Source organism: Mesorhizobium sp. LHD-90, from assembly GCF_030929505.1.
Classification (GTDB): domain Bacteria; phylum Pseudomonadota; class Alphaproteobacteria; order Rhizobiales; family Rhizobiaceae; genus Kumtagia.
Genome location: NZ_JAVFVV010000017.1, coordinates 1 through 18,372, shown reverse-complemented (window position 1 = coordinate 18,372; position 18,372 = coordinate 1). Strand labels below are relative to the sequence as shown.

At 65.2% G+C, this 18,372-nt stretch carries 23 protein-coding genes; 12 read left to right on the top strand and 11 right to left on the bottom strand.

Features of this window, described 5'->3' with window-relative positions; all coding sequences use genetic code 11:
- The first annotated feature begins 292 nt into the window (after nucleotides 1–292).
- Complete coding sequence (locus tag RB623_RS21905) at nucleotides 293–631, top strand: hypothetical protein (protein WP_308059117.1); 339 nt, start codon at nucleotides 293–295, stop codon at nucleotides 629–631.
- 68 nt (nucleotides 632–699) lie between these two features.
- Here the strand turns inward: RB623_RS21905 and RB623_RS21900 are convergent, their stop codons facing one another.
- Nucleotides 700–1,248, bottom strand: a complete 549-nt coding sequence (locus tag RB623_RS21900; protein ID WP_308059116.1) for a Kazal-type serine protease inhibitor — start codon at nucleotides 1,246–1,248, stop codon at nucleotides 700–702.
- A gap of 408 nt (nucleotides 1,249–1,656) precedes the next feature.
- On the opposite strand from RB623_RS21900, the gene RB623_RS21895 reads away from it, so the two are divergent.
- From RB623_RS21895 to RB623_RS21880, 4 genes are all read left to right on the top strand, one after another.
- Nucleotides 1,657–1,869, top strand: coding sequence for a cold-shock protein (locus RB623_RS21895; RefSeq protein ID WP_308059115.1), 213 nt, complete (start codon nucleotides 1,657–1,659; stop codon nucleotides 1,867–1,869).
- A gap of 426 nt (nucleotides 1,870–2,295) precedes the next feature.
- Complete coding sequence (locus RB623_RS21890; RefSeq protein ID WP_308059113.1) at nucleotides 2,296–2,508, top strand: cold-shock protein; 213 nt, start codon at nucleotides 2,296–2,298, stop codon at nucleotides 2,506–2,508.
- 230 nt (nucleotides 2,509–2,738) lie between these two features.
- Complete coding sequence (locus RB623_RS21885) at nucleotides 2,739–3,191, top strand: BA14K family protein (protein ID WP_308059112.1); 453 nt, start codon at nucleotides 2,739–2,741, stop codon at nucleotides 3,189–3,191.
- A gap of 338 nt (nucleotides 3,192–3,529) precedes the next feature.
- A complete protein-coding gene (locus RB623_RS21880; RefSeq protein WP_308059111.1) occupies nucleotides 3,530–4,249 on the top strand; it encodes a 3-keto-5-aminohexanoate cleavage protein in 720 nt (239 codons plus the stop codon).
- Nucleotides 4,250–4,400: 151 nt separating this feature from the next.
- Here the strand turns inward: RB623_RS21880 and RB623_RS21875 are convergent, their stop codons facing one another.
- The 3 genes from RB623_RS21875 to RB623_RS21865 form a co-directional block, all read right to left on the bottom strand.
- Nucleotides 4,401–5,048 (bottom strand): MBL fold metallo-hydrolase, encoded by a 648-nt coding sequence (locus RB623_RS21875; RefSeq protein ID WP_308059110.1) that lies wholly within the window; start codon nucleotides 5,046–5,048, stop codon nucleotides 4,401–4,403.
- 216 nt (nucleotides 5,049–5,264) lie between these two features.
- Entirely contained in the window at nucleotides 5,265–5,579 is a 315-nt protein-coding gene (locus RB623_RS21870; RefSeq protein WP_308059109.1) for a hypothetical protein, read from the bottom strand.
- 157 nt (nucleotides 5,580–5,736) lie between these two features.
- Nucleotides 5,737–6,630, bottom strand: coding sequence for a branched-chain amino acid aminotransferase (locus RB623_RS21865; RefSeq protein ID WP_308059108.1), 894 nt, complete (start codon nucleotides 6,628–6,630; stop codon nucleotides 5,737–5,739).
- Between the two features lie 242 nt (nucleotides 6,631–6,872).
- Between RB623_RS21865 and RB623_RS21860 the strand changes: the two genes are divergently transcribed.
- From RB623_RS21860 to RB623_RS21845, 4 genes are all read left to right on the top strand, one after another.
- Complete coding sequence (locus RB623_RS21860; RefSeq protein ID WP_308059107.1) at nucleotides 6,873–7,403, top strand: MarR family transcriptional regulator; 531 nt, start codon at nucleotides 6,873–6,875, stop codon at nucleotides 7,401–7,403.
- Nucleotide 7,404: 1 nt separating this feature from the next.
- Nucleotides 7,405–8,109: a response regulator transcription factor gene (locus RB623_RS21855; protein ID WP_308059106.1), complete on the top strand. Its 705-nt coding sequence runs from the start codon at nucleotides 7,405–7,407 to the stop codon at nucleotides 8,107–8,109.
- A gap of 109 nt (nucleotides 8,110–8,218) precedes the next feature.
- On the top strand, nucleotides 8,219–8,485 hold the full coding sequence (locus tag RB623_RS21850; protein ID WP_308059105.1) for a DUF6074 family protein: 267 nt from the start codon (nucleotides 8,219–8,221) through the stop codon (nucleotides 8,483–8,485).
- A 106-nt stretch (nucleotides 8,486–8,591) separates the two neighbouring features.
- A complete protein-coding gene (locus tag RB623_RS21845) occupies nucleotides 8,592–10,007 on the top strand; it encodes an ATP-binding protein (RefSeq protein ID WP_308059103.1) in 1,416 nt (471 codons plus the stop codon).
- 13 nt (nucleotides 10,008–10,020) lie between these two features.
- Here RB623_RS21845 and RB623_RS21840 read toward each other — a convergent pair whose 3' ends face one another.
- Together RB623_RS21840 and RB623_RS21835 are read right to left on the bottom strand one after the other, a co-directional pair.
- Nucleotides 10,021–10,533 (bottom strand): GNAT family N-acetyltransferase, encoded by a 513-nt coding sequence (locus RB623_RS21840; protein WP_308059102.1) that lies wholly within the window; start codon nucleotides 10,531–10,533, stop codon nucleotides 10,021–10,023.
- Nucleotides 10,530–10,808: a DUF1778 domain-containing protein gene (locus tag RB623_RS21835; protein ID WP_308059101.1), complete on the bottom strand. Its 279-nt coding sequence runs from the start codon at nucleotides 10,806–10,808 to the stop codon at nucleotides 10,530–10,532. The genes RB623_RS21840 and RB623_RS21835 overlap by 4 nt, the downstream gene beginning before the upstream one ends.
- Nucleotides 10,809–10,953: 145 nt before the next feature.
- On the opposite strand from RB623_RS21835, the gene RB623_RS21830 reads away from it, so the two are divergent.
- Nucleotides 10,954–12,084: a glycosyltransferase family 1 protein gene (locus RB623_RS21830; protein WP_308059100.1), complete on the top strand. Its 1,131-nt coding sequence runs from the start codon at nucleotides 10,954–10,956 to the stop codon at nucleotides 12,082–12,084.
- Here RB623_RS21830 and RB623_RS21825 read toward each other — a convergent pair.
- The 5 genes from RB623_RS21825 to RB623_RS21805 all read right to left on the bottom strand — a co-directional run bounded on the left by RB623_RS21825 (nucleotide 12,078) and on the right by RB623_RS21805 (nucleotide 16,010).
- Nucleotides 12,078–13,268, bottom strand: coding sequence for a TMEM43 family protein (locus tag RB623_RS21825; protein WP_308059099.1), 1,191 nt, complete (start codon nucleotides 13,266–13,268; stop codon nucleotides 12,078–12,080). The two genes, RB623_RS21830 and RB623_RS21825, sit on opposite strands and share 7 nt — an antisense overlap.
- A gap of 90 nt (nucleotides 13,269–13,358) precedes the next feature.
- Nucleotides 13,359–14,417: a DNA topoisomerase IB gene (locus RB623_RS21820; protein WP_308059098.1), complete on the bottom strand. Its 1,059-nt coding sequence runs from the start codon at nucleotides 14,415–14,417 to the stop codon at nucleotides 13,359–13,361.
- A gap of 67 nt (nucleotides 14,418–14,484) precedes the next feature.
- Nucleotides 14,485–14,844 (bottom strand): tRNA-binding protein, encoded by a 360-nt coding sequence (locus RB623_RS21815; RefSeq protein ID WP_308059097.1) that lies wholly within the window; start codon nucleotides 14,842–14,844, stop codon nucleotides 14,485–14,487.
- A gap of 3 nt (nucleotides 14,845–14,847) precedes the next feature.
- Nucleotides 14,848–15,348, bottom strand: coding sequence for a YbjN domain-containing protein (locus tag RB623_RS21810; protein ID WP_308059096.1), 501 nt, complete (start codon nucleotides 15,346–15,348; stop codon nucleotides 14,848–14,850).
- A 317-nt stretch (nucleotides 15,349–15,665) separates the two neighbouring features.
- The gene (locus tag RB623_RS21805; RefSeq protein ID WP_308059095.1) at nucleotides 15,666–16,010 is read right to left on the bottom strand and encodes an accessory factor UbiK family protein; all 345 of its coding nucleotides are present in this window, start codon (nucleotides 16,008–16,010) and stop codon (nucleotides 15,666–15,668) included.
- A gap of 147 nt (nucleotides 16,011–16,157) precedes the next feature.
- Between RB623_RS21805 and lgt the strand changes: the two genes are divergently transcribed.
- Nucleotides 16,158–17,009 carry a prolipoprotein diacylglyceryl transferase gene (lgt, locus tag RB623_RS21800; RefSeq protein WP_308059094.1) on the top strand — a complete coding sequence of 284 codons (852 nt, stop codon included), beginning with the start codon at nucleotides 16,158–16,160 and terminating at the stop codon, nucleotides 17,007–17,009.
- Complete coding sequence (locus tag RB623_RS21795) at nucleotides 17,006–18,091, top strand: class I SAM-dependent methyltransferase (protein ID WP_308059093.1); 1,086 nt, start codon at nucleotides 17,006–17,008, stop codon at nucleotides 18,089–18,091. The genes lgt and RB623_RS21795 overlap by 4 nt, the downstream gene beginning before the upstream one ends.
- Nucleotides 18,092–18,372: the final 281 nt, after the last annotated feature.

The following is an 18,372-nucleotide window of genomic DNA, read 5'->3' as shown; positions in this document are numbered from 1 at the left end:
GGTTGTTCTGAAAGGAAACCGAGCTCACCAGCAAATTCCTTATTCCGCGCGTTTCATGGACCGGCTGGTAGGGCAGGGCGTGAGTTTTGAGTTCGCCTGCCGGAACGGCTCGTCTGGCCCGGACCGTCGTGTTCTCGCCGGACATCTTAATTGGGCTCCACGCGTGGCGAGCGGAGATCCGTATCCAGGCGCGACCGCATCAACTGACCGTTAACCTCCGGTTGCGCCGACATGCGCCACTTGCCGCGCGTCGTGTAGTATCTGGCGCAATGTCCATCGTGAGGAATTTTCCATGAGAAGGTTTTTGGTTGCCGCCGCGATGCTGCTCTCGGTGCTCGGCGCCAGCGCCGGCGCGGGACCGGCCACGCTGCCCGCGCCGGGCGCCGGCGAATCCCTGATCGTCCAGACCCGCGGCTGTCACGCCGACGAGCGTCGCCACTACGTGCCGGAATACGGCCGCCCGGTCTGGCACTATCACAATCGCCGCTGCAGGCCGATCCGCGCCGGCGGCGGGCCTGTTGTCCGCGACTGCCACCGCGACGTGCGCCTGCACCGCATCAACGGCGTGCGCGTCTGGCACCGGCACGTCGGTCCAGACTGTGCGGTGCGCGTCGTCCAGCGCAGTAACTGAGTTTTACTCAGCAGCAGGCGCGGCCGGTCGCAGTATTCGTTGATGCCGGCTCGCCGGCCGGCCGCCGCTCAGCAAGGCCCGTTGCCGACGATCCTGTAGCGGGCGGACTCGGCCGTGCAGGCGTTGGCGAAGGTGCGGACGTCGCCACCGCGCCGCGCGCAAACCGGCCGATAGTCGAGCGTGCAGGCACGCGGCCCGTCCCCGCCGCCTCCGCCGTCGCCGCGCCTGCATTCGCCCCGGTCGAGCACGCGATAGCCGGCTTCCCTGGCCACGCAGGCGTTGGAGAAGGTCCGGCGGTCGCCGCCGCGCCGGGCGCAGACCGGATCGTATTCGCGGGTGCAGGCGCGAGGCTCGTCCGGGCGGTCGTCGCCGCGCCGGCATTCGCCGCGGCGCACGACGCGGAAGCCCGCATTGTCCGCCAGGCAGGCATTGGCGAAGGTGCGCTGGTCGCCGCCGCGCCGCCCGCAGACCGGATCGAATTCGCGGGTGCAAAAACCGCCGTCCGGGCGGGGGCGAGACGGGCCGGACTCTTCGACCACCACGTTGCAGGCGGCGAGGATGGCGAGCCCCACCGCGAGAACGGCGTGTCGCAATCTTATCCATGACAACAAGCGCATCGATGTCCTCCCTGGCGCCGATCCGGGCACCCCGTCCGGCGGATGATCGCGATTCCGCCTGCGAATGCAATCCCCATACGGATTCGGTCACGTTGCCCAAATGGTTCATACGGGCGCCGTCGTGGCCGTCTCCATGCCTCGTCCCGCAACGCCTTGCGGCGACTGGCTTTGCGCCTTGCGGATACAACATTTCCGTGCGATACATTTTGTGTTCGGGCATTTGCTACCCGGAGACTGGACCCGTTTTTGGACGAAACCTTTCCCCGATATCGTGAATATCTGACGGCCCCACATTGGCGGGGGGCATATCGCGCGTTGCGCATGATCGCCAAGCTTATGCCGGTGTTCGGCTTCCCCGGTATTGCGGCCGAGCAGCGGGCCAACCGCAACGGGTGAAGGAGCTTCCCCATGTCCCAGACGGGAACCGTCAAATTTTTCAACGCCACCAAAGGCTTCGGATTCATCACGCCGGACGGTGGCGCCAAGGACGTGTTCGTCCATATTTCGGCGATCGAGAAGTCGGGCCTGCGCACGCTGGTCGATGGCCAGAAGGTGTCCTTCGACGTCGAGCCCGACCGCATGGGCAAGGGCCCGAAGGCGGTCAACCTCCGCGCATCGTGAGGTAGCGCGCGCCCTTTCCGGCGTGGCCCAACGACAAGCACGGCGTGGCGGTTTGACCGCCGCGCCGATCCCATGTCTGAAGCATTCCCGCGGTGCTTAGACCGGTCCAGCCGGCTCGCCTTACCGCGGCACTCTAATGCTTGCAGAGCAACTTCGTCGCGCAGTGGTGCCGGCGGGGAAAACTTTCGCTTGCCCGTTCCTTAAAAATGAAGGACTAATCGCGATCTCGGGCATTTTGCGGGCCCGGAGACGGGAATGGCATGCGGCGGCGCTTGCTGAAAGCGCCGGCGAAGCGCGGTAGAGAATACTAAGAGGGCACTGGCCAGGCCCCGGGCGCGACCAGTCAGTTTCTTCTCCACTCCGGATGACCGGGAGCCAGGCGGGCGAACCCCGCCGGACTTCGTTTTGGGTCAAGAGGAGTCACCCATGCCGCAACAAGGCACCGTCAAGTTCTTCAACCATGCAAAGGGCTTCGGTTTCATCACGCCCGACGATGGCGGCAAGGATGTGTTCGTCCATATCTCGGCCGTGCAGTCCTCCGGACTGCCGGGGCTCGAGGACGGGCAGAAGGTGTCCTTCGACACCGAGCCGGACAAGCGCGGCAAGGGGCCGAAGGCGGTCAACCTGACCGTCGGCTAGATCCCGGACGGAAACGCTTCGCCGCCGCGCCGCGCTGGAGCCGCGGCGTTTCGCGTATTTTTTTGCGAGGTCCGTTGGCGGATCTGCCGGTATCGGCGGCGCATGTGCCGGGCCGGCCATGATTTTGCCCGATGCGGCGTTCAGCCTGCGTTCAGGAGCGGCCCCGTATTCTCTGCCTGACACTGGGCGACGCGCCTCGCGCCGACGCCCGTCAGTCGTAGGAGACCGAAATGAACCGTTTGACCAAGATCGCCGTGCTCGGCCTCGCCGCAGCCGCCACCACGCTGTCGGCGTTGCCCGCCGCCCAGGCGGGTGACGGCTGGCGCCGCAATGGCTACCGCCACTACAATTCGGATGGCGATCTCGTGGCGGCCGGCGTGCTCGGACTGGCGGTCGGCGCGCTCGCCGCCGGCGTCGCCACCGCGCCCGAACGGCGCTACTACGAACCGGACTACTACGAGCCGGAGCCGGTATACCGCGAGCCGGTCCGCCGCCTCTACCGCGAGGGTCCGGTCCGCCGCTATTACGTTCGCGAGCCGGAAGTGGTCTATGCGACTGGCGCGCTCGAGCCGTGGTCGCCGGAGTGGTACGACTATTGCGAAAGCCGCTACCGTTCGTTCAACGCGCGCACCGGCACGTTCACAGGCTATGACGGCCAGCGGTACTTCTGCCAGGCCAATTGATCGTCCGGCAAACCGGTTCACGATGGCGTCGCCGAAAGGCGGCGCCTTTTTTGCTGTGTGCGAGAAGCGCAAAATACCCAAAAGCGTCCTACTATCGGCTTCTCTGCGCTGCGTCCGACATTTTTGGGGGGCGGAATCAAGCCCGTCCCGTTCTTTTCGCGTTTCTCGTGCGTTAAATATTTGAAACAGCTTTATTTTGGGGACTTCACGCGGATCTGAAACGCGGTAGCGCCGAGATCCTCGCGTGCCGGCAGGATGCGTCAGTTGCCATGGTTCCGGTGCTACACCGCCGCGTTCGCACTTGCTAAACTGTTGATAATCTTCAGCGAGGGCAGCAAATGATCGTCCAGGCCTGTATCAACGGCGCACGCCCCGCTGGCTACCACGCTGCCTTGCCGCTGACGGCGGAAGCGATGGCGAGGGATGGCGCCGCCTGCGTGGGGGCGGGCGCCGCCGAACTGCACATCCACCCGCGCGCCGACGGCCGCGAGAGTCTTTTTGCGATCGACGCCACCATTCCGCTGGTGCGAAAAGCCTGTCCCGGCACGCTGATCGGCGTGTCTACCGGCGCCTGGATCGAGGCCGACGAGGCGCAAACGCGCGCGGCGATCGACGGCTGGGCCGAGCTGCCGGACTATGCCTCTGTAAATCTTTCGGAATCCGATGCGCCGGGTGTAATGGAACGCCTCAGCCGGTGCGGGGTCGGCATCGAGGCCGGGCTGGCGTCGGTCGCCGACGCGGAGCGCCTTGTCGGCCTGGAGCACGGCGGACGGGTTCTACGCGTGCTGATCGAAATATCCGGGCAAGATTTTGAAGAGGCGAGGGCGGTAGCCGACGACATCTTTGCGGTGCTCGAGGCCGCGCGGATGCGCAAGCCGATCCTGCTCCATGGCGAGAACGCGACGGTCTGGCCGTTTGTTGAACTTGCGGCGGCGCGGCGCTGGTCGACGCGGGTCGGGCTGGAGGACGGCCACACCCTGCCGGACGGGACAATCGCCGCCGGCAATGCGGCGATGGTCGCGGCGGCCGCGGGGATTTTCAGGGCAGTAAGGCAGTAAGGCAGTAAGGCAGCAAAGATATCCGCTCGGGGATACGTTCTGAGACTTCTGCAAAAAAAGACTGCGGTGGCTGCAATCCATTGACGGGTCTTGCGAGGTCTCGATCCTTTTCTACTCCCCTACTCCCCTACTCCCCTACTCCCCTACTCCCCTACTCCCCTACCAAAAACGGATTGCTGCGCCGCTCCTCGCCAAAACGCCCGCCCGGGCCGTGGCCGCAGATGAAGCCGACGTCGTCGCCGAGCGGCAGCAGCTTGTTCCTGATCGAGGCGATCAGCGTGGCGTGGTTGCCGCCGGGCAGGTCGGTGCGGCCCACCGAACCGTGGAACAGCACGTCGCCGACATGGGCGAACTTCGCCGCGCGGTTGAAGAAGACGACGTGGCCGGGCGCGTGGCCCGGGCAATGCAGCACCTCGAAGACGTGACCGCCGAAGGAAACGGTCTCGCCCTCGGTGAGATAGCGGTCCGGCACGCAATTGCGCACCCCGCCGGGCAGGCCGAAGCGCACCGCCTGCTGCTCCAGATTGGCGAGCAACTGCCGGTCGTCCTCATGTGGGCCGATAATGTCGACGCCGAGTGCGTCCTTCAGGTCCATGGCGCCGCCGGCATGGTCGATATGGCCGTGAGTGATCCAGATCGCCTTGATGTCGAAGCCGTTGTCGCGGACGGCGGCGAGAATGCGCTCCACGTCGCCGCCTGGGTCGACGACCACGCCCTCCTTGGTCTCGTCGTCGAACAGGATCGTGCAGTTCTGCGCGAAAGGGGTGACGGGAACGATGCCCGCGTTGAGATTGCCCATGCCGCTCCTCGGATGCCGGACCGAACAGCCGGCCCGGTCTTTCCTATGCTATGGAGCGAGGCGAATGGAAAGCGCCGCGGGCGATCTTCCGCATCAAACACAGCGCTTTGAATTTAGGAGACAAATAATCCAACATCACCGGATGCCGGCGCAGGAATGACGGAGAGTGAACGGGCAAGGCGCTGGCGCCTTGCCCTGCCGGGGTTTTTTGGGGCCTCAGGCCTTGTTCATCGCCTTCATCACCATGCCGATGATCGCCGTCAGGATGGCGCCGCCGCCGGCGCCGCCGATAATGTTGTTGAGGTTCAGCGCATTGCCGATGCCACCTGCCGTTGCCGCCGCCGCCGCCGGATCGACTGCACCGCCACCGAGGAGGCTACCGAGAATCGCCGCGCCGCCGACGCCACCGATCGCGCCGCCGAGAATTTTTGGAAGCTGACCCATTGCGGCCTGCGTCAACGCAGCACCGACCGCCTGGCCGCCAATGATACCGGTGATCACCTGAACGATGATCGGAAGAAGCGTTTCCATAAATCTCCCTCGCATTAGTCGCCGCTCGCCTACGAGTCGAGCATGCGTAGAAGGGGCGCAATTTCCAGCAAAGTCAAACGAGGGTTCTTGCAATCAACAGAAACGGGGGCCGTGCGCCCCCGTTGGCCTGCCCTTTGTCATCGGGTTATGGCTGCCGTTACTCCGCGGCGATTGCCCGCTTCGGCTGCACTTCCGCCGAATAGTCGTCCATCAGCAGGCGGGTGATCTCGCCCGGCTGGAACGTGTAGGGGCCGATCTCGGCGACCGGCGTCACCTCGGCGGCCGAGCCGGTGAGGAAACACTGCTCGAAGCCCGGCAGTTCCTCTTCCTTGATGGCGCGCTCGAACACTTCGAGGCCGCGGCGGCGTGCAAGTTCGATCACCGTCTGGCGGGTGATGCCGTTGAGGAAGCAGTCCGGCAGCGGCGTATGGATCTTGCCGTCCTTGATGAAGAACAGGTTGGCGCCGGTGGCCTCGGCGACGTAGCCGCGCCAGTCGAACATCATGGCGTCGGCGTAGCCCTTGGCTTCCGCCGCGTGCTTCGACAGCGTGCAGATCATGTAGAGGCCGGCGGCCTTCGCCTTGGAGGGGATGGTGCGCGGGTCGGGACGGCGCCATTCGGCGATGTCGAGGCGGATGCCCTTCATCTTCTGCGCCGGGTCGAAGTAGCTGGGCCACTGCCAGATGGCGATCGCGCAGTTGATCTTGTTGTTCTGCGCCGAGACGCCCATCTGCTCGCTGCCGCGCCAGGCGATCGGACGCACATAGGCGTCGGTGAATCCCTGCATCTTCAACAGTTTTTGGCAGGCGTCGTCGATCTCGGCGACGCTGTAGGGAATGGTGAAGCCGAGGATGCGCGCCGATTCATGCAGGCGCTCGGTGTGCTGGGTGAGCTTGAAGATCTCGCCGCCATAGGCGCGCTCGCCCTCGAACACGGCGCTGGCATAGTGCAGGCCATGGGTAAGCACGTGGATTTTCGCGTCGGCCCATTTGACGAACTCGCCGTTCATCCAGATAAAGCCGTCGAGTTGATCGAAGGGAACGGATGCCATTTCTGCCTCCCTCGGGCCGCGGCCCGGTGTTGATTATCATTACGGGCGGTCGGCGCAGCGGCTGCCCTGGATCGAGAAAGATTAGGCCCGTGGGGCAGCCGACGCAAACTCACGAAACGTCGAAAAATGCGGCGCGGACTTTCCTTTTCGGTCGCAATCGACCGAAAAGCTTGCCAAAAATTACCAGCAGCCATAAAATATGTCAACAAGGCTGACATAAATTTTCATTGTTCAGGATACGCATGGCCGATCGCAACCCGCCCGCAAAGCCGATCCGCACGCCGCTTGGCGGCGAGGACGGCGTCGACTTGTCCATCATCGAGCTGTTTTTCTTCGCTTATCGGGATTTCACCTCGGACCCCGACCAGATCCTTGAAGCCTACGGTTTCGGCCGGGCGCATCACCGCGTGCTGCATTTCGTCAATCGCAAGCCGGGGCTTACGGTTGCCGAACTGCTCGACGTGCTGCAGATCACCAAGCAGAGCCTGGCGCGGGTATTGAAGCAGCTCATCGACGCCGGCTACATCATCCAGGTGCCCGGGCCGCGCGACCGGCGGCAGCGCGAGCTCTATCCGACCCAGAAGGGCCGGCAACTGGCGCTCGACCTGGCGCGGCCACAGTCGCGCCGCATCGATGCCGCATTGAAGTCCATCAAGGATGGCGAGCGCGCCACGGTCGAGGATTTCCTGAAGGCGATGGTCAATGCCGAGTTGAGGCCGCAGATCGACCAGCTCGCCGTCGGGCAACAGGACAGCAACGAGGGAGAAGGCTGAGATGGCCGACTTGTCTTCCGCACCCGGCGACGACGCGCCGCATCTTCTGGTGGTCGACGACGACACCCGCATCCGCAACCTGCTCAAGCAATACCTGACCGAGAACGGGTTCCGCATCACCGTCGCCGGCACCGCCGAGGAGGCGCGCCGGCACCTCAGGGGCCTGGATTTCGACCTGCTCATCCTCGACGTGATGATGCCCGGCGAAACCGGCGTCGACCTGACCCGCTCGCTGCGCGCCGAAAAGACCGTGCCGATCCTGATGCTGACCGCGCTGTCGGAGACCGACAGCCGCATCGCCGGGCTGGAGGCCGGCGCCGACGACTACCTGCCGAAACCTTTCGATCCGCGCGAGCTGATCCTGCGCATCAACAACATCCTGCGGCGCGGCGGCCCGGCGGCGACGCCCAAGCTCGAGCAGCTTGTGTTCGGGCCATACACCTTCCAGATCGCCCGGCGCGAATTGAAGAAGGGCGGCGAGCCGCTGAAGCTCACCGACCGCGAGCAGGAGATTCTGGCGATCTTCGCCACCCGCGCCGGCGAGACCATCCCTCGGCACGAACTGGTGGCGGGCGAGGCCGACGTCAGCGAGCGCACCATCGACGTGCAGATCAACCGGCTGCGCCGCAAGATCGAGCGCGATCCGGCCAATCCCGTCTGGCTGCAGACGGTGCGCGGCGTCGGCTACCGGCTGAGCGTGGAATAGTTCGTCCGGCGGTTCAAGTCACGCCGTTAAGCATTTGTTTGAACCCACCAATCAGTCTTGCGGCGCGGCAGGTCGTGATTCGCCGCGTGTAGCGGAGTGGGGACTATTCATGCATGATCAATCGGCGCGGCTGCTCGGCTTTCCGATCGACCGGCGTATCGCGCTGGTGCGGCGCACGGCCGAAAAACTGTCGGCGCTGAATGGCGAGGCCGCGAACGGCTACTGGCGGGAGACGGCGCGCGGGCTCTTGCAGGATCTCGTCCGGCAGGGGCGCGACATGGAAAGCGCGCGGGGCGAAGTGCTGCGCTTCTTCGAGGCCGTGCAGGGCGAATTGCGCAAGCACTTGGTCGAAGGTCGCTCACTGGTGACGGCCTGAACGGCGTTTCCAGTCATCGGCCGCGACGCGGTTCCCTCCCGGTCCTGTCCGCACTAGAATAGCGGCGGACCGGGAAAACCCGGTCGCCAATGCGGACCGGGAAGTTATGGCGACTTCGGACACCGATCGTACGGCCTATGCCGACTGGCTCCGCCGCGCCGGGCCGGCCTACAGGCTCGTCCAGAAGGTCTGGAACATATTCTGGCGGCAGGTCTCGCGTTTCCTGCCGAAGCGGCTCTACGCGCGCTCGCTGATCATCGTGATCGCGCCGATGATCCTGCTGCAGTCGGTAGTGACGCTGGTGTTCATGGAACGCCACTGGCAATTGGTGACGCAGCGCCTGTCGACGGCGGTGGTGCGCGACATCGCGGCGATCATCGACCTGGCCGAGACCAATCCGCCACCCGACGGCGACTATTCCGAGCTCGCCCGCATCGCCCAGCAACGGCTGGACATGAAGGTCGACATCCTGCCGCCCGAGCCGCTGCCGTCGCCCGGGCCGAAACCGTTCTTCTCCATCCTCGACCAGTCGCTGTCGGAAGAAATCCGCGACCAGATCGACCGGCCGTTCTGGATCGACACGGTGGGCGATTCCAAGATCGTCGAGCTGCGCATCCAGCTCGAGCACAATGTGCTGCGCGCCTTCGTGAAGCGCAACCAGGCCTATGCCTCGAATTCGCATATCTTCCTGGTGTGGATGGTCGGCACGTCGCTGCTCTTGCTCGGCATCGCCATTCCGTTCCTGCGCAACCAGGTGCGGCCGATCACTCAGCTTGCCGAGGCCGCCGAGAGCTTTGGCAAGGGCCGCCCGCTGCCGCCGGACTTCCGGCCGCGCGGTGCGGAGGAGGTGCGGCGCGCCGGCTACGCCTTCATCCAGATGCGCGAGCGCATCGAGCGGCAGATCGAGCAGCGCACGGCGATGCTGACCGGCGTCAGCCACGATCTGCGCACCATCCTGACGCGCTTCAAACTGCAATTGGCGCTGAGCGGCTCCAAACCCGACATGGAGGCGCTGAACCAGGACGTTAACGACATGCAGGCGATGCTGGAGGGTTATCTCTCCTTCGCGCGCGGCGAGGCGCTGGAGGACCCCGCCCGCTTCGACCTTGCCGCCTATTTCGAAAAGCTCGGCGACGAGGCGAAGCTGCGCAAGCGCAAGCTGACCACCACGTTGACCGGCGCCACTGACATCCAGGTGCGGCCCAACGCCTTCGGCCGGCTGCTCGCCAATCTCACCGGCAATGCCTTCCGCTACGCCAGGAACATCGACATCAAGTCGACCCACACGCGCGGCACGCTGCGCCTGGTGATCGACGACGACGGGCCCGGCATTCCCGCCGACAAGCGCGAGGAGGTGTTCAAGCCCTTCGTGCGCCTCGACAATGCCCGCAACCTCGATTCCAGCGGGACGGGCCTCGGCCTGTCGATCGCCCGCGACATCGCCCGCGGGCATGGCGGCGACATCTGGCTGGAGGACAGCCCGATGGGCGGCCTGCGCGTCATTCTGCGGGTGCCGGCTTAACTCGCGGTTGTTTCTACTGGATGGCAGCTCTGAGCATTGCAAACGGGAGAATGAGTGAAAGCGGTGCATCATCGAGGCGGACCGCTCCATAACTTTCATACCATTGTGCCGCTCGATCGTCTTTGGCGTCGATGAGGAGGGCGACGCCGCCGACCTCGGAGGCGACCGCCATGCAGCGCCTTCCTGCCGCCAGCAGCAGCCTGCCGCCCAGCCCGTGGCCTTGCAACGAAAGGTCTACCGCCAGTCGGCTGAGACGATAGACCGGCACGTCGTAGCGGCCGAGTCCCCGTTTCGCGATGGCCGGCGTGCGCGCATATTCGATTGAGGCGGGGCTGAGCGAATAGAAACCGATGATGCGCTGGGCTGAGCCCATGGGCGTGGCAACGAAGGTTTTCGCACCGCCACTCTCGTGGTTCTGGCGGGCATAACGAGCGAGCCAACCGTTCAATTCGGCGTTGCCGCAGTCGAATGCGTTTCGGTCATGCTGGCGTCCGAGAGCTGTCTCCTCCCAGTTGGGCGCCGTCATTTCAGCGTCCGGCCGGCCTTGGCGGCCCGGATCAAGCGTTCCGGCGGAGCAGGCGGATTCTCCAGAAGGTCGAGAACGCGTAGCGAGTCTCTTTCGGACAGGGAAATGTGCTGAGCGCGATCAACCACTGCCTGTGCCTCAGGCAACACGGTTCGCAATATGAAGCCCGTCAAGTCGAGACGCTCAAGCGCAGCGGCTCGCGCGATTACCGCCTTCTGCTCTGGCGGTATCCGCAACTCGATGCGGTTCGATGTATCGCTGACGGTACGGGCCATGGACGCCTCCTTTTTTTGAAAATAGCGTACGGATTGAATCCGTACAATGGCAATCGTGGTTTTTCCGAAAACCCCGTCCACCGCCGGACGCAGCAAACGCGTGGCGCGTCATCCGCCCGTCATCGAATCTGCACAATAAGCCGGCATGCGATCGCCTGCCGCGCCCAGTGCAAATGCCGGACCAGAGCCGACTGGCGAGGGCGCGGTCCGGCCCGGCGACCGGGGCGACAGCCGCATCCTGATCGTCACCGACGCCTGGCATCCGCAGGTCAATGGCGTGGTGCGCACGCTGCAGCACCTCGCCGACAATCTTGCCGACATCGGCCACCGGGTCGAGTTCCTCACGCCGAGGGAATTCCCAACCGTGCCGATGCCGTCCTATCCGGACATCAGGCTGGCGCTCGCCCTCCCGTGGCAGGTTACGAAAAGAATAGAGGCGTTCCGGCCCGACCACGTCCACATCGCCACCGAGGGGCCGCTCGGCATCCTTGCGCGCCGGCACTGCCTGAGACGCGGGCACATCTTCACCACCAGCTACCACACGCGCTTCCCCGAATATGTGCGGGCGCGCGTGCCGATCCCCGAAAGCTGGATCTACCGGCGACTGCGGCGTTTCCACAATTCCGGCGCGGGCACACTGGTGGCGACGCCGTCGCTGGCGGAAGAACTGACCGGGCGTGGTTTCGAGCGCGTGCGGTTATGGACGCGCGGCGTCGACACCGAGCTCTACCGGCCCGACCGCAGACAGGTGCTCGACTTGCCGCGGCCGATCTTCCTGTCGGTAGGCCGCATCGCGGTGGAGAAGAACCTGCCGGCCTTCCTCGACCTCGATCTGCCCGGCAGCAAGGTGGTGGTCGGCGACGGGCCGGCGCTGGCGTCGATGCAAGAGCGCTATCCCGACACGCATTTCCTCGGCATGCTTACGGGCGAGGCGCTGGCCGACATCTACGCCTCCTGCGACGTCTTCGTCTTTCCCAGCCGCACCGACACATTCGGCATCGTGCTGCTGGAGGCGCTGGCTAGCGGCCTGCCGGTGGCGGCCTACGATGTCACCGGCCCGGCCGACGTGTTTTCCGACGGCGTCGGCGGCGTGCTGTCGGAGGATTTGCGCGAGGCGGCGCTTGCCGCGCTTTCGCTCGACCGCGAGACGGCGCGTCGCAAGGCCACTACCTATAGCTGGGCGGCTTGCGCGGCGCTGTTCATGCGCCATGTGCGCGCCGCGCATGTCGACGAGCCGACTGCGACGCCTGCGGCTGAGGCCGCGCCGTCTTATTGAGGCGAGGCGGTGGCCGGCGCGGATACCGGCGCCGGTCCTTTCGCCTTGCCCAGGCGAGACAGCAGGAAAGCGACCGCGAGCGCAATCGCAATCAGCGTGATGGAAAGCAGCGGCCTGTACCAGAACCAGGCGATGGCGATGGTCACACCGCCGGCCAGCAAGGCGAGCACGAATGCGACGGCACCGGTGCCCAGCCGCATGATGCTGCCGAGGAAGGGGATCACGTCGAAGATGACGCCCAGCGGCGCGAGGATCAGCGCGAAGCCGATGAACAATAGCACCAGCCCGGCGATGCGCAGGATCCAGGTAAAAATGGTGTTTTCCGTCACCGCCTCGGCGAACATCTTTTCGGCCGGCACCAGCCCGCTATCGACCATCAGCAGGTCGTAGCCCGCCTTGGTCGCATAGGGCTCGAAGCGGTTGCCTGCCTGCCTGCCGATAACGCTCAAATCGTCCGCCGGCACCGTCCTGTAGCTTATGCGGTAGTCGCCGATCGCCGGCGAGGCAGGATCGCGGCCGAGATAGATTCGTCCGTCGACGATGCTGACCTTCGCCGTGCCCGAAAACGCGTCGCGCACCGCGCCGGCCTGGCCAGGCGCCAGCGCCAGCCGCTCGTCGTCGCCGACCTGGTCGAGCACCGGCTGGTCGAGCACGAAAGCGCCGAGTTCTGCCTGCGGCACCTGAAAGCTGCGGTCGCGGATTTCCATCGACGGGTTGGAATGGCCCGACGGCTGCTTGAAGCCGGAGGAATCGATCGGCCGGTCCGACCATCCCCTGGCGTAGGTGTAGGTGGTGACCGTCTCCTCGCCGCCGCCGAGTTTTGTCGTCGTCTCGGATTTGGAGTCCTGCTTCCACTGGTACATCTCGACCGAGCGCTCGAGCCGCAGGCCCGGCGCGGCGATGCCGAAATCCGGGTCGGACGGCGTGGTTCCGGTCGTGGTCTTGCCGCCGACATGCACGAGCTTGCCGTCATTGCCGGGATCGACCGTGTCGGCCGGGATCGACACGATCAGACCGGCGCCCTCGGCCAGCGCCTTGGCGGTGGTCACCGCGCGGCCCTCGTTCCAGAACAAAAGGATGATCATGCCGACGATTAGCAGCAGGCCGATCACCACCCCACCGACCGACCGGCCGATGCGGCCGAACCATGAGGTCGACGTCACTTCCCGGTACGAATCGCTCATACTTGCCCCCAAGCGCGACCTTTCGCGCATATCGGGCATTTTTAGCCGGGAAGCAATGGAGGCGCGCGCGCCGGGTGCGATTGGCTTGGCCTATCCGGCTGCCAGCCAGGTGCGGACGACGGCCTCCTCCTCGTCCAACCCTTCCGGGATTTTCCGCCGCGCTCGCCGCGCCTCGGCCAGTTCTTCCGTCAGCCGCCCTTCCTCCCAGCTCTCCAGCACGCGGGGATGGATGTAGCAGGCGCGGCAGACCGCGCGGGTGTTGCCCAGCCTGGCCGCCACCATGTCGATCACCGTGTTCATGACGCGCTTGCGCGTGGCCGCCGCCTCGGGCACCGGCGTTTCGGCGAACAACGAGGCGGCATGGATGGTGCCGCCCCAGGTGCGGAAATGTTTGGAGGTGAAATCCTGGCCGCAGGCGGCGCGGATATAGTCGTTGATGTCTTGCGAGCCCAGGCGCCGCCGCTCGCCGTCGGCGTCGACATATTGGAAAAGCTGCTGGCCCGGCAGTTCCTGCACGCGCCGGATGATTTTTGCCATGCGCCGGTCGATAAGCTGGATGCGCCATTCCTTGCCCGACTTGCCCTTGAATCCGAAACGCAGCCGCGAGCCCTCGACCGCCACGTGCCGGCTTTTCAGCGTCGTGAGCCCGAAACTCTTGTTGTCACGCGCATAGGCGGCGTTGCCGACGCGGATCATCGTGTTGTCGAGCAGCCAGACGATCGAGGACACGACCTTTTCGCGCGGCAGATTGTGCCGGCGCAGGTCCGTGTCGACCTGGGCGCGCAGCTCCGGCAGCGCGTCGGCGAAGGCGGCGAGGCTCGAATATTTGGCCTCGTCGCGGCAGAGCGACCAGCGTTCGTGGTAGCGGTATTGTTTTCGGCCTTTCGCGTCGCGCCCGGTCGCCTGGATGTGGCCGTTGTCCGCCGGCGAGATCCACACATCGGTCCAGGCGGGCGGAATGGCGAGATATCTGACGCGGTCGAGCGTTTTGGGGTCGGAGACGGTTTTGCCCTTGGCGTCGCGATAGGAAAAACCCTTTCCGGCGCGCCGGCGGCGGATGCCGGGTTCCTCGTCGCTGACATGGACGAGCGACGCCGCTTTTGCCGCGGCGGCCGGCTCCGTCCCGTTTCCTCCCAACTGCTTCAACATGCGCCGCTCCACCCTTGACTGGTGGAGAACAAATTTTTCGACGGGGAAGTTGTTCCTCCGAACGACCCTAAAACAACCTTCCGCCATCGGGCACTTTCCGCTCGATCGCGCCCAGCACCACGTCGCCATCCGCGTCCGGAAAGCCGAGGGTCAACACCTCGGACATGAACTTGCCGATCTGGCGCGGCGGAAAGTTCACCACCGCAAAGACCTGCCGGCCGACCAGCGTCTCGGGCGTGTAATATTTGGTCACCTGCGCCGACGATTTCTTGATGCCGATGGCCGGCCCGAAGTCGATCTTCAGCTTGATCGCCGGCTTGCGCGCTTCCGGATAAGGTTCGGCCTCGACGATGGTGCCGGCGCGGATATCGACCTTGTCGAAATCCGCATAGGAAATCTCCGGCCTGACCGGTCCGCTGTCATGCATGGTTCAGGCGTTGCCCTGGGTCTCGAACAGCACGCTGGACAGTGCGTCCCTGGCCGAGGTGCCCGACCAGACGACGAACTGGAACGCCTGGAAATAGCATTCGCAGGCTTCGAGCGCGCTGGACAGCAGCACTTCCACCTGCTGGCTCGACGGCTCAACCCCGCCGGCCAGAAGCAGCGACTGGCGGAACATGATCGCGCCTTCCTGCTCCCACAGGTCGAAATGACCGAACAGCAGTTGCTCGTTGATCAGCGACAAGAGCCGCATCACCTCCAGAGTACGCGCCTCCGGCACCTTGATGTCGAAGGCGCAAGCCAGATGCAGCGCCTCGAAATCCTCCATCCAGGAGAAGGAGACGTGATAATCGGTCCAGCTTCCGACGACCGAGATGGCGATCTCGTCGTCGCCGGTGCGCTCGAAGGCCCAGTCGTTGTTGTGCGCCACCTGCTCGATCACGTCGACGGGGTGGATGTCGCGTGCGATGTCGAGTTCGACCAGTTCCATAAGGCTAATCCTGTCGTTCCCCGTGCGCCGGCGGGGACCGGCAACGGCTGGATGCGGGCAATACACGTGACCGATCGACCCGGCTTTCAACGCTGGCGCAATCTACCCGCGCCTGGCGCTCTTGGCCGGCGCATGACCCCGTCCCGAATCATGCAGCAAATTCAGTGTATTGATCGGGAGTCGCGTGACCAGTCCCTTTTTGTCGGGAGGGCCGCCGGCCTGTGGAAAGCAGTTGCGAAATCGATTCACGCAACCGGCTTAAGCGATTCAGCGGAAAGCGCTTTTTTGAAGAGTCGGCTGTGGAAAATCTTAACGAATTATTTTTGCGGATCGCCCTTCGTCGTGCGCCTTGTCCGCGCCTTGGGCTCTTCCAGCGGATCCTCGCCGGGGATTTTGCCGGCCCCGGCCTCCAATGCCGCGAGGCTGGCCTCGAGCGTTTCCAGCCTCGAGGCGAGCTTCTTGTTCTCGGCGCGGGCTTTCACCGCCATGTCGCGGACGGCCTCGAACTCCTCGCGCTGCACCACGTCCATGGTGTTCAGGATCTTTTCCGCCTGGCCGCGGAAAGCGGTCTCCACCTCGCGGCGCACGCCCTGCGCGGCGCCGGCGGCGTCGGTCAAGAGCTTGGCGAATTCGTCGAGAATGCGGTTCGGTCCGGTCGTCATGCTGGCCTCCGTCGGAGCCGTCCGGCTCCCTGCGAACGGAGGTAATCCCGCTATGCCTCCATTGCAAGGCGCATGTCGCCTTGCCTTGACCCCGCCCCAAGCCTGCATCATGGTCCGCGCCGTTCCGAAGCGACCCGCGAGACCGTCTTGCCCGATTTTCTTCTCCTGCCGCTCGCGGCGCTGCCGTTCCCCAACATCGACCCGGTCATCGTCCAGGTCGGCCCGCTGGCGATCCACTGGTATGGCCTCGCCTACATTGTCGGCATCCTGTTCGGCTGGTGGTATGCGAAACGACTGGTCTCCGACGAACGGCTGTGGACCGGCGGCCAGCGGCCGATGCGGCCGGAGGACATCGACGATTTCCTGGTCTGGGCGGCCATCGGCATCGTGCTCGGCGGGCGCCTCGGCTACGTGCTGTTCTACGACTTTGCCCGTTACTTGCAGAACCCGCTCGACATCTTTGCCGTCTGGCAGGGCGGCATGTCGTTTCATGGCGGTTTTGCCGGCACCACGCTCGCCATGATCCTGTTCGCGCGCTCGCGCGGCATCCGCATCTGGACGCTGTTCGACGTGATTGCGGCCGGCGTGCCGGTGGCGCTGGGGCTGGTGCGCTGCACCAACTTCATCAATTCGGAACTGTGGGGCCGCCCGACCGACGTGCCCTGGGCAGTCGAGTTCCCCAACGGCGGCCCGTTCACGCGCCATCCGAGCCAGCTTTACGAAGCGCTGCTGGAGGGGCTTGTGCTGTTCATCCTGCTGCGCATCCTGACGCACCATTTCGGCAAGCTGAAGAGCCCGGGCTTCGTTTCCGGCGCCTTCGTGGCCTTCTATGGCTGCGCCCGCATCTTCGTGGAATTCTTCCGCGAGCCCGACGCGCAGCTCGGCTATCTCCTTGGCGGCTGGCTCACCATGGGCATGGTGCTGTCGCTTCCCATGGTGCTTGTCGGCGTCTGGGCGATGGCGACGGCCAAGCCGACAGAGGTTCCGCGTCCGGCATGACCTCGCTCAAGGAGCGCATCGTCGACCTGATCGAGGCACTGGGTCCGATCAGCGTCTCCGAATATTTTTCGCTCTGCCTCTCCGACCCGACGCACGGCTACTACATGATGCGTGATCCGTTCGGGCGCGACGGCGACTTCACCACCGCGCCGGAGATCAGCCAGATGTTCGGCGAGGCGATCGGCGTCTGGCTGGTGCTTGCCTGGCGGGCGCTCGGCCGGCCGGAGCAGCCGCTGCTGGCCGAGATCGGCCCCGGCCGCGGCACGCTGGCCAAGGACATCGCCCGCACGCTCGACCGGCTCGAACCGACGCTACGATCTTCCGCTCGGTTCCATTTGATCGAGACCAGCCCGAAGCTCAACCTGCTGCAGGCGACTACGCTGGAAGGGACCGGCGGCCGCTTCGACTGGGTAAGAAGCGTCGACGAACTGCCCGACGGTCCGCTGCTCATCGTCGGCAACGAGCTGTTCGACGCAATCCCGATGCGCCAATACGTCAAGGTTGGCGGCGCCTGGCGCGAGCGCATGATCGGCCTCGACAACGACGACCGGCTGATCTTCGTGGCCGGCGCCGGCTCGCTCGAGCCGTCGCTGCTGCCGCCCGGCGCCGACGCCGCGGAAGACGGCGCGATCTTCGAAATCGCGCCGGCGCGCGCGGCGCTGATGCAGAAGATCGCCGAGTGGATCGCCAAAAAAGGCGGGGCAGGGCTGTTTATCGACTACGGACACCTTGCGCCCGGCCTCGGCGACACGCTGCAGGCGGTGCGGAAACACCAGCCGGAGGATGTTCTGGAAAATCCCGGTGAGGCCGACCTTACCTCGCATGTCGACTTTTCCGCGCTCGCCGCCACGGCGCGGGCAGCCGGCCTCGACGCGCATCTGACGACGCAGGGCGACTTCCTGCTGAAGCTCGGCCTGCTGGAACGCGCCGGCGTGCTCGGCGCCGACGCCGACGAGGCGAAGCGCGATGAAATCCGCGCCGCGGTGGACAGGCTCGCCGGGCCGGACCAGATGGGCGAGCTGTTCAAGGTTCTGGCGATCCTGCCGTGCGGCGTGCCGGCGCGGCCGTTCGGTGGTGGTTAGCAACGGTTGTTTGTCATGACCGTCGGAGCTGTCCGATCCTAGACAAATCGGCTTCGTCGGCTCGTCTCGGCGTCACCCCCCTCACCGGCCCTTCGGGCCACCTCTCCCCCTGGCAGGGGGAGAGGAGCGCCGGCCGCTGAGTTGGCGCCAATCGCCGAAGCTTGTCCAGCGGATGGATGGGTAACAGATTGAACCGGATACATGGGTTACAGTTCTCCCCGCTGCTGGTCCGCAAAAGCGCCGGCTGGTCGGGGTTGCAAGGCGGTTTTGCGGACCAGCCT

What these genes read in the sequence shown, in the direction of transcription:
- RB623_RS21890 (WP_308059113.1), top strand. Translation starts at nt 2,296, where the DNA reads ATGCCGCAACAAGGCACCGTCAAGTTCTTCAACCATGCAAAGGGCTTC.
- RB623_RS21840 (WP_308059102.1), bottom strand. Translation starts at nt 10,533, where the DNA reads ATGACGGCGCCCAACTGGGAGGAGACAGCTCTCGGACGCCAGCATGAC.
- RB623_RS21900 (WP_308059116.1), bottom strand. Translation starts at nt 1,248, where the DNA reads ATGCGCTTGTTGTCATGGATAAGATTGCGACACGCCGTTCTCGCGGTG.
- RB623_RS21825 (WP_308059099.1), bottom strand. Translation starts at nt 13,268, where the DNA reads ATGAGCGATTCGTACCGGGAAGTGACGTCGACCTCATGGTTCGGCCGC.
- RB623_RS21835 (WP_308059101.1), bottom strand. Translation starts at nt 10,808, where the DNA reads ATGGCCCGTACCGTCAGCGATACATCGAACCGCATCGAGTTGCGGATA.
- RB623_RS21880 (WP_308059111.1), top strand. Translation starts at nt 3,530, where the DNA reads ATGATCGTCCAGGCCTGTATCAACGGCGCACGCCCCGCTGGCTACCAC.
- RB623_RS21885 (WP_308059112.1), top strand. Translation starts at nt 2,739, where the DNA reads ATGAACCGTTTGACCAAGATCGCCGTGCTCGGCCTCGCCGCAGCCGCC.
- RB623_RS21855 (WP_308059106.1), top strand. Translation starts at nt 7,405, where the DNA reads ATGGCCGACTTGTCTTCCGCACCCGGCGACGACGCGCCGCATCTTCTG.
- RB623_RS21810 (WP_308059096.1), bottom strand. Translation starts at nt 15,348, where the DNA reads ATGGAACTGGTCGAACTCGACATCGCACGCGACATCCACCCCGTCGAC.
- RB623_RS21830 (WP_308059100.1), top strand. Translation starts at nt 10,954, where the DNA reads ATGCGATCGCCTGCCGCGCCCAGTGCAAATGCCGGACCAGAGCCGACT.
- RB623_RS21905 (WP_308059117.1), top strand. Translation starts at nt 293, where the DNA reads ATGAGAAGGTTTTTGGTTGCCGCCGCGATGCTGCTCTCGGTGCTCGGC.
- RB623_RS21850 (WP_308059105.1), top strand. Translation starts at nt 8,219, where the DNA reads ATGCATGATCAATCGGCGCGGCTGCTCGGCTTTCCGATCGACCGGCGT.
- RB623_RS21820 (WP_308059098.1), bottom strand. Translation starts at nt 14,417, where the DNA reads ATGTTGAAGCAGTTGGGAGGAAACGGGACGGAGCCGGCCGCCGCGGCA.
- RB623_RS21870 (WP_308059109.1), bottom strand. Translation starts at nt 5,579, where the DNA reads ATGGAAACGCTTCTTCCGATCATCGTTCAGGTGATCACCGGTATCATT.
- RB623_RS21895 (WP_308059115.1), top strand. Translation starts at nt 1,657, where the DNA reads ATGTCCCAGACGGGAACCGTCAAATTTTTCAACGCCACCAAAGGCTTC.
- RB623_RS21845 (WP_308059103.1), top strand. Translation starts at nt 8,592, where the DNA reads ATGGCGACTTCGGACACCGATCGTACGGCCTATGCCGACTGGCTCCGC.
- RB623_RS21815 (WP_308059097.1), bottom strand. Translation starts at nt 14,844, where the DNA reads ATGCATGACAGCGGACCGGTCAGGCCGGAGATTTCCTATGCGGATTTC.
- RB623_RS21865 (WP_308059108.1), bottom strand. Translation starts at nt 6,630, where the DNA reads ATGGCATCCGTTCCCTTCGATCAACTCGACGGCTTTATCTGGATGAAC.
- RB623_RS21875 (WP_308059110.1), bottom strand. Translation starts at nt 5,048, where the DNA reads ATGGGCAATCTCAACGCGGGCATCGTTCCCGTCACCCCTTTCGCGCAG.
- RB623_RS21805 (WP_308059095.1), bottom strand. Translation starts at nt 16,010, where the DNA reads ATGACGACCGGACCGAACCGCATTCTCGACGAATTCGCCAAGCTCTTG.
- RB623_RS21795 (WP_308059093.1), top strand. Translation starts at nt 17,006, where the DNA reads ATGACCTCGCTCAAGGAGCGCATCGTCGACCTGATCGAGGCACTGGGT.
- RB623_RS21860 (WP_308059107.1), top strand. Translation starts at nt 6,873, where the DNA reads ATGGCCGATCGCAACCCGCCCGCAAAGCCGATCCGCACGCCGCTTGGC.